Annotated in this window: 11 protein-coding genes; 2 read left to right on the top strand and 9 right to left on the bottom strand. The window is 75.2% G+C overall.

Translation table 11 applies throughout. The features are described from left to right. The first annotated feature begins 116 nt into the window (after positions 1-116). Both TK50_RS15990 and TK50_RS15985 read left to right on the top strand, forming a co-directional pair. Positions 117-1,187 (top strand): hypothetical protein, encoded by a 1,071-nt coding sequence (locus TK50_RS15990; RefSeq protein ID WP_043963455.1) that lies wholly within the window; start codon positions 117-119, stop codon positions 1,185-1,187. 254 nt (positions 1,188-1,441) lie between these two features. After that, positions 1,442-3,016: a DHA2 family efflux MFS transporter permease subunit gene (locus TK50_RS15985; protein ID WP_043963454.1), complete on the top strand. Its 1,575-nt coding sequence runs from the start codon at positions 1,442-1,444 to the stop codon at positions 3,014-3,016. Positions 3,017-3,128: 112 nt separating this feature from the next. Here the strand turns inward: TK50_RS15985 and TK50_RS15980 are convergent, their stop codons facing one another. From TK50_RS15980 to TK50_RS15940, 9 genes are all read right to left on the bottom strand, one after another. Then, positions 3,129-4,490, bottom strand: coding sequence for a glycoside hydrolase family 43 protein (locus tag TK50_RS15980; protein WP_043963453.1), 1,362 nt, complete (start codon positions 4,488-4,490; stop codon positions 3,129-3,131). 80 nt (positions 4,491-4,570) lie between these two features. After that, on the bottom strand, positions 4,571-5,794 hold the full coding sequence (locus TK50_RS15975; protein WP_043964704.1) for a multidrug effflux MFS transporter: 1,224 nt from the start codon (positions 5,792-5,794) through the stop codon (positions 4,571-4,573). A gap of 222 nt (positions 5,795-6,016) precedes the next feature. Next, a complete protein-coding gene (locus tag TK50_RS15970; RefSeq protein ID WP_043963452.1) occupies positions 6,017-7,081 on the bottom strand; it encodes a cellulose binding domain-containing protein in 1,065 nt (354 codons plus the stop codon). Between the two features lie 453 nt (positions 7,082-7,534). Next, entirely contained in the window at positions 7,535-10,675 is a 3,141-nt protein-coding gene (locus tag TK50_RS15965; protein ID WP_043963451.1) for a M48 family metalloprotease, read from the bottom strand. Continuing rightward, positions 10,657-11,121: a hypothetical protein gene (locus TK50_RS15960; RefSeq protein WP_043963450.1), complete on the bottom strand. Its 465-nt coding sequence runs from the start codon at positions 11,119-11,121 to the stop codon at positions 10,657-10,659. The genes TK50_RS15965 and TK50_RS15960 overlap by 19 nt, the downstream gene beginning before the upstream one ends. A gap of 201 nt (positions 11,122-11,322) precedes the next feature. Continuing rightward, complete coding sequence (locus TK50_RS15955; protein WP_043963449.1) at positions 11,323-12,477, bottom strand: hypothetical protein; 1,155 nt, start codon at positions 12,475-12,477, stop codon at positions 11,323-11,325. A gap of 51 nt (positions 12,478-12,528) precedes the next feature. Further along, positions 12,529-14,037 (bottom strand): PQQ-dependent sugar dehydrogenase, encoded by a 1,509-nt coding sequence (locus TK50_RS15950; protein WP_229406312.1) that lies wholly within the window; start codon positions 14,035-14,037, stop codon positions 12,529-12,531. A gap of 155 nt (positions 14,038-14,192) precedes the next feature. Then, entirely contained in the window at positions 14,193-14,723 is a 531-nt protein-coding gene (locus TK50_RS15945; RefSeq protein WP_043963447.1) for a flavin reductase family protein, read from the bottom strand. A gap of 31 nt (positions 14,724-14,754) precedes the next feature. After that, on the bottom strand, positions 14,755-15,549 hold the full coding sequence (locus TK50_RS15940; RefSeq protein WP_043963446.1) for an alpha/beta hydrolase: 795 nt from the start codon (positions 15,547-15,549) through the stop codon (positions 14,755-14,757). Positions 15,550-15,557 lie beyond the last annotated feature (8 nt).

Here is a 15,557-nt window from a genome sequence, read left to right as displayed (position 1 = left end):
CCAGCCCGGGTTCCCGCAGGTCGGAAGGCGGAGCGTCGGCGGCGGGCCCGGGGCGGCGCTGGCGGGCGGCCCGGACGGCGTTCCCACGACGCGGCCCGCCTGCCTAGGCTCGCACGGTGATCGAACCCGCTGGTCCGGACCCGCTGCCGGCCGCGCCGGAGGACGACGGCCGGGGCGCGGGCGACCGGTCGCGCGTCCTGCTCGTCGTGCTCGTCGCAGCCCTCGTCTTCCTGGTGCCGGTGACCATCGTCTTCCTCGCGACCGAGGGGATCGACAGGGCGGACAAGTACGCGAGCGTGTTCGGGCTGTTCGCGGGGATCTCCAGCGTGCTCGTCGGCCTCGTGTCGCTGCTTCCGCGCCGGCGGGACCGGCAGGCGGGTCCCGGCGGCAACGGGAACCCGGAGAACGGCGGCCCGGGAGGCGGTGGTCGCGAGTCCAGCGGCCCCCGCTCGCAGCAGCGCAGCCGAACGTTCGGGTTCACCGCCGGCGTGGTGGGGACCACGATCCTCTCGTGCACCGTGGCGACGACCACGCAGTCGAGCCTGAACGCGCCGCCCCCCGTCGACGAGCCGCCGCCGTTCGCGGTCGTCGCCGCCGTCGACTGGCCGTGGTGCGACGGCGCGGTGCTCGCCGCGGCGGCGCCCGCCCGACTCCCGGCCCTGCCGCAGCGGTACACGCCCGGGGGCTGGGCCGACTGGTTCACCCGGCTCGGGGGCACCCGGACCGGCGCCGCCTGGGTGACGCTGACCATGCGGTCCCGCTCGGATGCCACCGTCACCGTCACGGACATCCGTGCCACGGTGGCCCGGCGGAGTGAGCCGCCCGAGGTCTCGACCACCGTCGGCCTCGTCTGCGGGGGGCCCGGCGACGACGAGCCCGTGGGCGACGCGCTCCGGTTCGACCTCGACGTCGAACCCGCCCGCTCGACCGGGGGCGTCCGGTTCCCGCTCGCCGTCACCCGGTCCGCGTCGGTGCTGCCCGTGCGGGCGCAGTCCGGCCAGCGACAGGTCCTCTCCTGGCGGCTGGAGATCGACTGGGCGTCGCAGGGCCGGCGGGGGACCCTCACCGTGGACGAACTGGACGGGCTTCCGCTGCTCACCGGCGGCGAGGGGCGTTCACGCTGCTTTTACGCGCAAACCGGCACGATCATCGAGGGCCTCTCCGGCGAGGAATGCCCGACCCGCTGACCGCCCCGGCTGCCGTGATCGTAACCACAGTTCACGCGGCCGAATTGGGCGCGTGAAACCGTGGACCGCCTTGTTACCGTTTCGCGGTGCGTTCGCGTGGCCGCGCGTCCACCAGGAGGGCGGTTGCAGCCAACCGGGCGCACGGGGCCGCCGTGTGTGACAGCCCCGCCCGACAGGTAACCCACAACGCGCTGCCGCCCGAGGTGCGGCACGCGGCCGATCGGCGGCACCCGCCGGCTTCATCAGGAGATTCTGTGAGCAGTCAACCCGCGGCGCCGGCCAAGCTCGACGCCGCCGTACTGAAGATCGCCGGGGTCGTGGTCCTCGGTGCGATCATGTCGATCCTCGACGTGACCGTGGTCAGCGTGGCGCTGCCCACGTTCCAGACCGAGTTCGACGCCTCCTACGCCCGGGTCGCCTGGACGATGACCGGCTACACGCTCGCGCTGGCCACGGTGATCCCGCTGACCGGCTGGGCCGCCGACCGGTTCGGCACGAAGCGGCTCTACATGGCGGCGCTCGTGCTGTTCACGCTCGGCTCGGGCCTGTGCGCCACCGCCGACTCCATCGGCCAACTCATCGGCTTCCGGGTGTTGCAGGGCCTCGGCGGCGGCATGCTGATGCCGCTCGGCATGACGATCATGACGCGGGCGGCCGGGCCGGAGCGGATCGGCCGGCTGATGGCGGTGCTGGGCATCCCGATGCTGCTCGGCCCGATCGGCGGCCCGATCCTGGGCGGCTGGCTGATCGACGTGGCGAGCTGGCACTGGATCTTCCTGATCAACCTGCCGATCGGCGTCGTCGCGCTGGCCTACGCGCAGTGGGCGCTGCCGAAGGACGCCCCGGAGCCGTCGGAGTCGTTCGACTTCGTCGGCATGCTGATGCTCTCGCCGGGCCTGGCCCTCTTCCTCTACGGGGTGTCGTCGCTGCCCGAGACCGGCACGTTCGCCGACCGCAAGGTGTGGCTGCCGATGCTCGTCGGCGGGCTGCTGGTCGTCGCGTTCGTCGTCTACTCGTTCAAGCCGAAGCACCCGCTGCTCGACCTGCGGCTGCTGCGCGACCGCAACCTCACCGTCGCGTCCGTCACGATGGCCGTGTTCATGGTCGCGTTCATGGGCGCCGGGCTGCTGTTCCCGAGCTACTTCCTGCAGGTGCGCGGCGAGTCGACGCTCGACGCCGGCCTGCTGATGGCGCCGCAGGGCATCGGGGCGATGGTCACCATGCCGATCGCCGGCATGCTGGCCGACAAGATCCCGGTGGGCCGGACGGTGCCGTTCGCGCTGGTGCTGATCGCGGCGGGCTTCTTCGCGTTCACCCAGGTCGACACCGACACGTCCTACCTGCTGCTGTGCGGCTCGCTGTTCGTCATGGGCCTGGGCATGGGCGGCACGATGATGCCGATCATGACCTCGGCGCTGAAGACGCTGACCAACCACGAGGTGGCCCGGGGTTCCACGCTGCTGAACATCCTCCAGCAGATCGCCGGGTCGGTGGGTTCGGCGATCATGTCGGTGATCCTGACCAGCAAGCTGAACGACGCGCCGGTCATCCCGGGGGTGGTCGACCCGAACACGGGCGCGCCGGTCACCGAGGCCGGGCTGGCCATCGCCGTCAAGCAGAACCCGGACCTGGCCCAGCAGTTCCCGGTCGACCCGGGGCTGCTCCAGCGCGGCCTGGAGTTCGTCGCCGACTCGTTCGCCACGACGTTCTGGGTGGGCTTCGCCCTGGTGCTGGTGACGTTCGTGCCGGCGTTCTTCCTGCCGCGCCGGCGGCAGGTGTCCCACCTGCTCGACGACGAGCAGGCGCCGGCCCCGGTGCTGATCCACTGATCCACTGATCCACTGAACCGCTGATCCGCCGATCCACCCGTCGCGGCGTGGGGCGTCCTGCCCCACGCCGCGACGGCGTCCCGGCCTCGCCCACCCCGGTGGGGCCGGGCGCTCAGGCCAGCGGGGCCACCGGACGGAAGGAGCTGTCCGCCCGGAAGACGGCGGTGTCCTGGTACAGGTCGATCCGCAGCGCGTAGTCGTAGTGACGCAGGTACCGGCCGGGGTAGTTGTAGGACTCCAGCGAGACCGCGCCGGTGACCGAGCCGGGCCGGGCGCAGAAGGTGGCGTCCCGTCCGAAGATCGCGCTGCCGTCGTTGGCGTCGGCCCGGATCCGGTAGTCGTAGTGCCGCAGGTACCTGCCGTCGGCGGTGCGCAGCGAGTAGCATTTGGCGTCGGCGAGCCCGGCGACGACGGTGAGGGTGGCGTCCTGGCGGGCCTGCGCCGGGCTGGCCGTGGAGACCGGGTCGAGGTAGCCGAGGTTGTCGGCGCGGCGGGCCACGTACCGGTCGGGAAAGTTGACCGACTGCAACGACCGGGTGCCGGTGGGGAGCGTGACGCCGCCGGAGACCGTCTCGCGGAGCACCGTGAAGTGCCGGGCGAATCCGGACAACCCGGGCAGCTCGACCGGCGGGGTCCAGGTGCGCAGCCCGTCGGAGCTGTCGCTGAAGAAGTACTTGCCGACCGTGTACCCGTCGAAGTAGATCCGCCAGCCCCCGTTGTCGAGCGGCACCAGCGCCTGGCCCTCGCGCGGGCCGCCCCAGCCGGCCCAGTCACCGGTGCCGACGAAGGTGTAGGGGCCGTTCAGGCTGCTCGCCGTGGCGTGCTCGATGTACTTGGTGGTCTCCTGCTTGGCGAAGGCGTGGTACGTCGCGCCGACCTTCACCACGAACGTGTCGATGTGGTTGGGGCCGATCCCGGAAAGGAGCGTGGGCGCCCCGAAGGCGGTGAGCGAGGCGTTGGTCGCGCGCAGCCGGTACGGCTTGAAGTCGGCCCCGTTGGTGGAGAGCGAGACGATCACGTTGACGCTGCCGTCGCTGTCGACGAACCACTCGGGGGCCCAGGTGTTCTGCACCGTCATCGGGATGGTGTGGTTGCGCAGGAACGTCCAGTTGACCCGGTCGGTGCTGGTGGCGAAGCCGATCGTGTTGCCGGTCCAGTTGGTGGTGTAGACGACGTAGTAGCGCCCGTCGGTGTGCCGGATGATGCTCGGGTCGCGGATCAGCCCGGTCGGCGGCGTGTAGGCGGGCCCGCGCAGCAGCCGGTAGCCGGTGGCGTCGGCCGACTCGTAGACGTACATGTTGGATTCGCTGCTGTTGGTGAACGCCGTCATCGTGTAGCGGGAGGTCTGCCCCGGTGGAGGCGCGGCGGCCGCCGGGGTGGCCCCGGCGGGCGGCAGCGCGGCGGCGAGCGACGCGAGGACGGTCGCGGCCGTCAGCGCCGCCCGACGCCACGACCGACGGACGGTTCGGACCATCTGCCACCCCCACGCGAGCAATCGAAGTTACTCGATGTTAACGCTCGCCTCACCGGGTGACAACGAGGGCGTGCCGCCGGTCAGTGCGCCGCCACGACCACCGCGTCGGCCGGCAGGCCGGCGAGCCGGGCCGGCCGCACGACGACGAGCAGGACCGCCATGGCCGCCACCATCCCGCCCGCCACCACCAGGGCCATCGCCACCGCACCGGTGCCGAGCATCCCCACCAGGGGCGCGGCCACCGCGCCGACGCCGAACTGCACCGCGCCGAGCAGGGCCGACGCCGTGCCCGCCGCCTCGCCGTGCCGGGACAGCGCCAGGGCCGGCGCGTTCGGCATCGCCAGCCCCGCCGCCGCGAGCACCGCCCACAGCGACGCCAGCAGGGTCGGCAGCCCACCCAGGCCGGTCGCGGCGAAGACGAGCAGCGCCAGCCCGGCCACGGTCCCCGCGCCCAGGGACGCGACGAGGATCCGCTGCGGGGAGTGGCGCCGCAGCAGCCGCACGTTGAACTGGGTCGCCCCGATCAGCCCCACCGCGCCCGCCCCGAAGGCCAGTCCGAACTGCTGCTCGTCGAGGCCGTACTGCTGTTGCAGGACGAACGACGACCCGGCCACGTACGCGAACAGCGCCGCCATGGCCAGGCCGGCGACCAGCACCAGGCCGACGAACGTGCGGTCGCGCAGCAGCGAGCCGTACACGGCCAGGGTGGCGAGCGCGCCGCCGCGCCGCCGCCGCTCGGCCGGCAGCGTCTCGCGCAGGCCGAACACGGCGACCACGACGAGCACCGCACCGAAGGCGGCCAGGGCCACGAACACGCCCCGCCAGTCCGTCCAGCGCAGCAGCCCGCCGCCGAGGGTCGGCGCGAGGACCGGCGCGGCCCCCATGACCAGCAGCAACCGGGACAGCAGCGTGGCGAAGGCCGCGCCGCTGAACAGGTCGCGGACCACGGCCATCGCGACCACCGAGGCCGCCGCGACGCCGAGGCCCTGCACCACCCGCAGCGCGCCGAGGACGGCGACGCTCGGCGCGACCACGCAGAGCGCCGACGCCACGACGTGCAGCGCGATGCCGGCGATCAGCGGCTTGCGCCGCCCGACGGCGTCCGACAGCGGGCCGATCAGCAACTGGCCGACGGCGAGGCCGGCGAGGGTGCCGGTGAGGGTCAACTGCACCGCCGCCGACGTGGTCTGAAAGTCGGCGACGAGCGCCGGGAAGGTCGGCAGGTACATGTCGATGGTCAGCGGGCCCACCGCGATCAGCGAGCCGAGCACGAGGACGAGCCGCAGGCGCTGCCGGCGACCCATCGCGTCGCCCGGCGTCGGCGGGGCTGCCGGTGCCACGGTGGCGGCCTTCATCGGGACGCCCCGGCGCGGCCGGCGCGCGGCCGGGCGGGAAATGATGCAACGGTCACAACAGGCTCCAAATCCGGAGCCCGGCATCTGATTCCCCGCCCGGCGACAGGTAACGCAGGTCACAGGCCGGCGGGCCCCCCACGAAGGGTACGGGCGCGGGGGGCCCGCCGGGCGTCAGACGGTCGAGCAGGTCGCGCCGTTGAGGGTGAAAGAGGACGGTTTGCCGGCGTTGCCGGTGTGGTTCGCCTGGAACCCGATGTCCACCGATCCGTTCGGGGCGAGGCTGCCGTTGTAGGAGACGTTGCGGGCGGTCACCGCGCCGCTGGTGGGCGAGTAGGTGGCGTTCCAGCCGCTGGTGATGCTCTGCCCGGTCGGCAGCGTGAACGCCAGGGTCCAGCCGTTGACGGCCGCGGTGCTGGTGTTGGTGATCGTGACGGACGCGGTCAGGCCGGTGCTCCAGGCGTTGACCGTGTACGCCACCCGGCACGCCCCGGACGCCGGAGGCGTGGTCGGCGGCGGGGTGGTGGGCGGGGGCGTCGTGGGCGGGGGCGTGGTCGGCGGGGGCGTCGTCGTCGGGGGCGTGCCGCCGATGCTGCCCGGCACCGCCCGCAGCGCGTTGTACCAGGCGGTGGCCATCTTGCCGTAGCCCGTCGCGTTGGGGTGGATGCCGTCGGCGAGGTCGGCGTAGGTCAGCGCGCTGCCGATGTCCACGAGGTGCACGCGGCGGCCGGCGTTGACCTTGCCCTGCACGATGCCCGGGATGGCCGCGTTGTACGTCCGCACGGCGTTCTCGGTGCCGGAGCGCGGGATGATCGTCGCGACGAAGACGTCCGCCGTCGGCGTGGTCGAGGTGATGCGGTCGATCAGCGTGGACAGGCGCGACGCGGCGGCGGTCGGGTCGCCGTACATGTCGTTGGTGCCGATGTGCAGCAGCACCGTGCGGGGCGTCGTCGCCCGCAGCCAGTTGACGACGTTGGCGTCGACCTGGGAGATGGTCCACCCCGAGTGGCCCTCGTGGTCGTGGTCGCCGAGGCTGGCCGGCCCGTTGAACATCGAGCCGACGAAGTCGATCCGGTAGCCGCCGGCGGCGAACTTCTGCCACAGGTCGATGCGGTAGCCGCCGGGGACGTTGAAGCCGTCCGTGATCGAGTCGCCGAGCGGCATCACCCGGACGCCGCCGTTGGACTCGGCGTTGGCGGGGGCGATCGCGAACGTGACGGCGGTGGCGACGACCGCCATGACGGCCGCCGCGGCGCCGAACAGGCGAGTTCTTCGTGTCATGCGTATCCTCCCGATGGTGGTTGCCCGGGCGAGGGACACGCCGGGCGAGGTGCGGAATCCGGGCGCGGCGGTGGCCCCGTCGAGGTCCGCCCACGGGCGGACGAGGGTGAACGGAGGCGCGGCGGGTCGGCGCACCACCGCAACTGCCGGGTACGGCATGGGAAGGCCAACCGTCAGCAGTGCCCGTGCGGCTGCGCCGCCGGCCCCGGCGTCCGGGCGGACGACCGGCGGCCCGTGGCTGGAGCGTGCCCTTCACCCTGGCCGCCGACACCATAGCTTGTGACCGCTAACACCCACAATGGATCGTCACCGGGCGATACTTCCAGGCGCGCGGCGGGCCGGACCGGGCCCCGGCTGCGGCGGTCAGAACAGCGCGTACCGGGCGCGAAGGAGGGTACGTCGGGACCGCCGTCAGCGCGGGGTCGACGACGGGGGCGACGGGGGCGCGGACGCCTGCGGCGTCGGGCTGGGCGACGCGCCCAGCGGCCCGTCGAACACCACCGCCGGCCGGTCGGCGTCGCGCACCCGGTGGAACACCTCCATGCGCAGCCGCGCCGCGTCGGCGGGGACGGCGAACGCGTAGTTGAGCCGCCGCACCGCCCCCGCCTCCACCGTCGGGCCGGCGTTCGGGTACTCCGGGTCGGGCACGACGATCGCCGGGGTCAACCGGTCGTCGACCAGCCCCCGGAAGGAGAACTCGTTGACGTCCAGCGCCCCGGGCCGGCCGTTGGTGAGGCTGGCGATCACCACCGCGTACCAGGTGCCCTGGAGCTGGACCCGCTGCGGCACGGCAAGGGTGAGCGTGACGCCGTCGGGCCAGGCGTACGTCTGCCCGAAGGCCAGCCGGGCCGGCGCCGGCACCGGTCCCGTCGGGCCGGGGTCCGGCGGCGGTGGGGTGTCCGGGCCGGGCCGGCCGCCGGTGGGCAGCCACCGGCAGTAGGTGGTGAGGGCCACCTGGGCCCGGCCCGGGCGGCGCACCTCGCCGCGCCGGGTCCCGTCGTAGAGCACCTGACCGAAGGCGCGCAGCCCCGGCGCGTCGGAGCCGGCGGCCCGCCGGCCCACCTCGACGTTAGTGATCGCCTGCTGGTCCACCAGCAGCGGGCGACCGGCCGCGGTCTGCGCGAACCGGCAGACGTCGGCCGCGGCCACGGTGCCGGCGGCCGGCGGGGGCGCGGCGGCGGCGACCTGCTCCGGCACCCATGATCCGCCCCGGCCGGGTATGAACTCGTTGGCGGACAGCCACAACCCGACGACCGGGCCGACGTAGCCCAGCACGACCGGCCCGGTCACGGCGACCACGACGACGCGGGGCCAGCGCCGGGCCCGGCGGGCACCGGCGGGCGCGGCCGGGTGGCCCTGCGGCCACCGCGCGCGGCGCCACCGCACCAGCCGGCCCACCGACGCCACGAGCGTGCCGGCCACGACCGCCGCCGCCAGGCCGAACACCCCGACCAGGGTGTACGCGCCACCGATGGTGAGCACGCCCTGGTAGACGCTGCCGCAGCCGGCGCCCAGGCACAACTCGACGAAGGAGAGCGTGAGCAGCACCGACACCAGCGCGTAGCCGGTGAGCACCGCCGCGACGAGGGCGTGCGCCGGGCCGAGCCCGACGCCGGACCGGCCGCCGAGGGCCGCGGCGACGAACGCGACCACCAGCTGCACGAGCGCGACGACGCCGAGCAGCGCGTAGACGTTGAGCAGGGCCCGCTGGTAGCTGCCCGGGTCCAGCTCACGGCCCAGCCAGGTCGCCGCCGCCACCAGCAGCCGACCGGAGCTGGCCTCGTTGACGGCCAGCGCGACGACGAAGACCAGCGCGGGCGGCAGCAGCGCCGCCGCGGGCCGGATGCGCGGCCGGGGCAGGGCCGCGCCGTCGGCGCGGTCGAGGCGCACCGCCCGCAGGATCCCGCCGCGCCGCACGGCGGCCGTCAGCGGGTACGCCGCAGCCGCGAGCAGCGGCAGCAGCACCCACGGGTCCAGCGCGCTGCCGAACACGCCGACGGGCAGCGCGACGGGCACGCCGGTGCCGGCCACCGAGGTCCCCGTCGACCAGGCCGTCAGGCCGGCGCCGAAGGCGAGCGCGGCCAGCGCCTGGCCCGCGCGTACGGCCGGGGTCAGGGTGCGGCCGGCCGCCGACGGCAGCCACGCCGCCGCCGAGGCCACCGACCAGCGGGCGAACAGCAGGCAGCCCAGGGTGAGCAGCACCAGCGCGAGCACGCCCTGCGCCGGGAACTGCCGCAGGATCGACGGCCAGGTCGCGTCGTCGCTCAACGGCGCGGCGACGAGTTCGCCACCGGCGATGCCGGCGGCCAGCGCCAGGCCGGGCCGGACGCCGGTGGGCAGCGGCGTGCCGGTCACCAGGGACACGAGGGCCTGCCGCCACAGGCCGGTGCCGACGACGGTCACGGTCAGCGCGCCGAGCAGCGCCGAGGCCAGCAACAGGCCGTGCAGCCGGTCACCGCCGAGCAGGTTGGTGGTGATGGTGCTCAGGTACGGCAGCGAGACGCCGACGGTGACGCCGGCCGCCAGCGCCTCGACGGCACCGGCGCGCAGCAGCGCCTCGGGCCGGCGTACCACGTCGGCGCGGTCGCCGTTGGTCGGGTGCAGCCGCAGCAGCCGCCACCACGCGCGCCGCGCCGGCCCGAGCGGCCCGCCCGCCGGGGGCTCCCGCTCCGGGAATGCCTGCGGGTGGAAGGGCGGGTCGGTGCGGTCGGGGCCGGCCACGGACGCGCGCACGTCGGCGTGGTGTTCCCGGGCGCGGATCACCGCGGCCCGGACGAGCCAGAGCAGGGCGACGGCGACGCCGAGCCGCCACCCGACGGGCCACAGCAGGGCGGGCGTCCGGACGGCCACGAACGCCAGCAGCGGCACGGCCACCACCAGCACGAACGCCCAGCCGCTGAGCAACGCCAGGACGGTGCGGTCGACGTCGCGGTTGCGCAGGTGGGCGAGTTCGTGCCGGACCACCGCCCGCAGCGCCAGCAGGCCGTCGTCGCTGGTGTCGTGCAGCAGTCCCCGGTTGAGGCGGACGTGGTGGTGGGGGCGGCAGCCGAAGGCCCGGCCGCCCGGCCCGGTGCGGTACGGGTTGACGACGAAGCGGGGCGGGCGGGTCAACCGCGCCTCGTCGACCAGCCGCGCGATCTCCCGCGCCGCGACCGGGTAGACGACCGGGTCGAGGGGACGCAGCCCCTGCCGGCGGATCAGCCGGCGGGGGTGCCGCCGGTAGCCGACGAACATCGCGGTCGCCACCAGTGCCGCCGCGCCCAGGCCGACCCCCGCCCGGCGGACGTCGACCGCCGAGTTGCAGGCCAGGTAGCCGTCGGTGACCCGCTGCGGCGGCCCGGTCGCGGCGGCGGTGTCGGCGGCGACGACGCACCGCCGGTAGCTGCTCTCCCAGCCGGTCAGGCCGCCGGCCACGGCGTCGTAGGTGTAGGCGGCGGCGCTGAGGGTGAGCGTCATCAGCAGCAGGAACAGCGAGGTGGTCGCGGGCGGGAGGGTGAACGGGTTCAGCCGTGCCCGGTCGGTGGCCGGGTCCGCTACGGCCGGGCGTTCCACCGCTGCACCAGCGCGGCGGCGAGGTCGGCGGCGAGGGCCTCGGGCGCGCCCCGGTCGGCGGCGCGCCGGGCCGCCAGCGCCCTGATCCGCTCCTCCTGGCCGGGCGGGATCGGCGGGGCCGTGCTGTCCTCGCCGACGGCGGGGCCGCGGAACGGCCACCAGCCCGCCGCCCGGTAGCGGCGTCCGGCGGCCTTCGCGCCGGTGACGACGAGGTCCTTGCAGATGTCCACGACCACCGCGGCGGCGAGCACGCCCACCGCATGGCCCGCCTCCTCCCAGCCGGCGGCGGTGGGCTCCGCGCCGGCCCGGCCCGCCCGGCTGGCGGCGGCCGGATCGCGCAGGTAGGCGGTCGCCACGAAGTCGAAGTCCGACAGCTCGTCCGGTGCCACCTCCGCGACGATGTCGCGGGCGATGTCGATGACCTTGCGCTGTTCTGTGACCGGCACCGCGCTCTCCCCTGAATCCGGAGTCAGGGGCAGCGTGGCAGAGCGGCGCGGGGCGAGGTGTCGGCTGACCGACACCGCCCACGCGTTCGCCGGATCGGCCGAGCGTCGGCGCGGCCGATCGGCTGGCGGCTCCCGGTCGGGTGGCGGGCCGGGCGGATGACGGGCAGGGTGGCGAGCCGGGCGGGCGGGTGGCGGGGACGGTCACCGCCCGCCGCTACGGCGGACGCCCCGCGCGCCGACCATCGCGAGGGCGACCAACGCCAGCGCCACCGCGACGCCGCCCACCACGCGGGATGCGGTGCCGCCGCGCCCGGCCCGGTCCCGGGAGCCGGGTCCGGCGGCGGCGCGGTCGCCGGCCCGGTCGGCCGCGCCACGGTCGGCGGCACGCCCGGTCGGCCCCGGTCCGGTCCGGCGCGCGGACGGGGTCGGGCCGGGGGGCAGGGCGTAGCGCAGGATCCGCGGCCGCGTGCCGGGTGGCTGGTTCGCCGTCTCCGAGACAGTGAGCAGGGACCGGCCGTCGGGGCTGTAGCTGACCGACTCGCCCTGCGGTTCGTCGGGCAGGGCGATACTCCTCGGCTGGCCGGTGGTGAGCGCCCCGACGAGATCGCCGTCGGCGACGTCGAACTCGAAGGCGTCGGCGTAGGTGCGCAGCACCACCCGCCGCCCGTCGGGCGCGCTCGCCCCGCCGGTGACCACCCTGCGGCCCAGGAAGGAGTACGGGTTGCCGGTCGTGGTGGACGGCAACCGCACCTGCCCGACCCGGGCCAGCGGCACCGTACCGCCGGCCCGCAGCGGCGCGGCCGGGCGGTACAGGCCCGCGCTGCCGCCCTGTTTCGTCACGATCACGGGCCGCCCGGCCGCGTCGACCAGGAGGGCCTCCGCGTCGTGGGCCCCGTCCGGGTACGTCAGCCGGTGCAGCACCGGGCGGGCCGCGCCGGGCGACAGCCGCCACAGGGCGACCGTCCGGCGGGCCCGGTCGTTGTCTCCGGTGTCGGCGACCCAGATCGTGCCGTCCGCGCCCACGGCCAGGTCCTCGGTGTCGCGGGGCCGCGAGGGGTAACGCACCGTCCGCACCACGCGGCAGCGGTCGTCGAGGAAGAAGATCCGGCGGCGGGACTCCTCGTCGGCGCCGTCGTTGACCACGACGAACCCGTCGTCGGTGGCGACGAGGCCGGAGATCTCGGTCAACCGGTCGTCGCGGATGTCGCACACCGGCCGGCCCGCCGGCGGCGCGGGCGCGGTGACGGGTCCCGCCGCCGCGACGCCGGGGGCGAGGGCGAGGGCGACGACCGTGGCCGCCGTGGCTGCTGCCGCCGACCACCGCCGAGGGTGCCGGATCGATCCGGGGTTGGTCACCCCCGCATCATTCCGGCCCCACCGTCCAGTGGGGAATCCCGGTGCCGCCGGCTACTGGTCGACCTGGCACGCGGCCCCGTTGAGGGCGAAGTCGTCGGGGCGCGGGTTGCTCGTGCCGTAGCTGGCCTGGAAGCCGAAGCTCGCCGTGGCACCCTGCGGCAGACCGGCGTTCCAGTCGACGTTGCGGGCGGTGACACCGGCCCCGGATTGGGTGACCTGCGCGTTCCAGGCGTTGGTGACCCGCTGCCCGGCGGCGAACGACCAGGTCAGCGCCCACCCGTTGAGCGCCGGCCCGCGGTTGGTGAGCCGCACCTCCGCCGTGAACCCGCCGGTCCACTGGTTGGGCGTCCAGGTGACCAGGCAGGGGGCCGGCGCACCGGTCGGCGGGGGCGTCGTGGGCTGGGTGGTCGGCGGAGCGGTCGTCGGCGGGGGCGTCGTGGTGGGCTGGGGCGTGGTGTCGCGCGGCGGGAAGCGCAGGATCCGGTCGTCGGTCGCCGCCGGCGAGCCGCGCCCGTCGCGGTTGCTGGTAGCGACCCAGAGCCAGCCGTCCGGGCCGTACTCCACCGTGCGCAGCCGCCCGTACGCGCCGACCAGCTCGGCGACCGGGGTGCCCGCGCCGCCCGCGCCGTCGAGCGGCACGTTCCACAGCCGGGTCCCGCGCAGCGCGGCGACGAAGAGCCGGTTGCCGGCGATCGTCGCGCCGCTCGGGGACGCCTCGGCGGTCGTCCACACCAGCAGCGGGTCGCGGAAGCGGGGGTCGTTGCCCCGGCCCTCCACCGTCGGCCAGCCGTAGTTGCCACCGGCGACGACGAGGTTGACCTCGTCCCAGGTGTTCTGCCCGAACTCGGTGGCGTAGAGCCTGCCCTGGGCGTCCCAGGCCAGGCCCTGCACGTTGCGGTGGCCGAGGCTGTAGACCAGCGACCCGGGGAACGGGTTGTCCGGCGGGACCGATCCGTCCGGCCGCATCCGCAGGATCTTGCCGTTGCGGCTGGCCGGGTTCTGCGCGTTGGCGGTCTGCCCCGCGTCGCCGACGCCGGCGTAGAGCAGGCCGTCCGGCCCGAAGGCGATGCGTCCGCCGTCGTGGTTGCTGGCCCGGGCCAGGCCGGTGAGGATCGGCGTCTGGGTCTGCGGGGCGGTGAGCCGGAACCGGACGATCCGGTTGTCCGTGGCGGTGGTCAGGTAGACGTAGACGTAGCCGTCCTGGGCGTACGTCGGCGAGACGGCGAGGCCGAGCAGGCCGCCCTCGCCGACCGGGGTGACGCCGGAGATCTGGGCCACCGCCTCGGGCGGCTGCCCCGGCCGCACCCGCAGCACCTGCGCGGAGTTGCGCAGCGTCACCAGGGCGCTGCCGTCGGGCAGGAAGTCCATCCCCCAGGGCACCGTCAGGCCGCTGGCGGCGACCTGCGGGCGGCTGAGATCGAAGTCACCGACGGCCAGGGCGACGCCGGCCGCCGGGCGGGGGCCGGCGGGCGACGGCGGGTCGGCGAGGGCTGCGGCGCCGGCGCCGCTCACCGCGAGACCCGCCACGACCGCTGCCACCATCATCGACCGGGCTCTCACGGCAAACCCCTCCAAACCATCCAGAGAATGACGTCAATATATCCGGCCGGCGGGAAATGCGACAGACAGCGACGCGGGCGACCACGTCGGGCGGGGGCCGGCATCGGCCCGGTCGAGGCGGCCGGCTCGACCGGGCCGGGCCCCGCCGCATCCGGTCAGGCCGCGCCGCGCCTGACGACCGGTTCGGCCCCGGCGGCCAGGCCGGCGTACCGGCCCTGGTGGTAGAGCAGCGGCGAGCCGACGTCGGCGTGCCGGAGCAGCTCCGGCTCGGCCAGCACGATGGCGTGGTCGCCGACGGTCACCCGGTCGACCACCCGGCACAACAGCCAGGCCAGGGTGTCGTCGAGGACAGGCACCCCCTGCGGTCCGGTACGCCAGCGGGTCGGCGCGGCGAACCGGTCGATGCCGCTGGTGGCGAAGGTCCGGGCCAGTTCCTGCTGTTGGTGGGCGAGCAGGTGCACCCCCACGTGCCGGGCCTTCGCGACGGCGGGCCAACTGGACGAGCGCAGGTTCAGGCAGAACGAGACGACCGGCGGCGCCAGCGAGACCGAGGTGAACGAGGTGGCGGTGAAGCCCGCCTTCGGCGGGCCGGGCGCGGTGACCACGACGACGGTGCTGGCCTGGTGGCGCAGCAGCGTACGCAGCGCGTCGGCGGCAGTCGGCGGGGCGTCCAGGGGTGTGGTCATGAACTGGCCTCCGGTTCGAGGGGTCGGTTGGTCACCAGGCGGTGTGTTGCAGCGCGACGATCGGCGCCAGCGGCGCGCCGAGGCGCAGTCGCTCGAGGAAGCCGACGATCTCCGCGGCCACGGAGCGGTGTTGCAGGTCGTTGAGGACGTCGTGGTGGGCGCCCCGGATCACCGACAGCCGCGCCAGCGGCAGGGCGCGCGCCAGCCGGGTCAGCCGGTCCCGGTCGGCGTACGGGTCGGCCTCCCCCACCAGCAGCAGGTGCGCCACCCCGGCCCGGCCGGCATACGCGGCGTCGAGCAGCGGCGCGGGAACCGGCTCGGCGAGGGTGCCCGGATGCACCGACGGGTCGTCGCTGAGCACGCCCCGGTGCACTGCGCAGTGGGTGCGGGTATCCAGTTCGTCGGCCCAGTCGCCGGGGCGGTGGGCGGCCTGGCCGGGCAGCCCGGCCAGCACGACGGCGGCCGGCCACCACACCGCCTCCGGGGTGGCGCGAGTGACGAGGGCGGCCACGACGGCGGCACCCGTGTCGGCGCCGACGAGCACCAGCGGGCGCACCGGGCTGTCGGCACCGGTTCCCTCGGCCGCGTCGTCGCCGGTGCCCTTGACCGCGTCGGCGAGCACGGACGCGAACCGGTCCAGGGAGCCGGCGACGTCGGCGTCGTCGACGATGGGGGCGGGCACGACGCGTACCCGGTAGGAGTCGGCGGCCAGCCGGCGGCCGAGGCGTACGTAGCTGGCCTGGCTCTCGCCACGTCCGGGGGCGACGAGGACGGTGCCTCGGGTCCGCAGCTCGGCGGGGCCGGTGAAGTCGAGGTAGTCGGCCATGAGGGGCC

The sequence above is a fragment of the Micromonospora haikouensis genome (assembly GCF_000876225.1).
Lineage (GTDB): Bacteria > Actinomycetota > Actinomycetes > Mycobacteriales > Micromonosporaceae > Micromonospora > Micromonospora haikouensis.
This window is presented reverse-complemented; position numbering and strand designations above follow the sequence as displayed.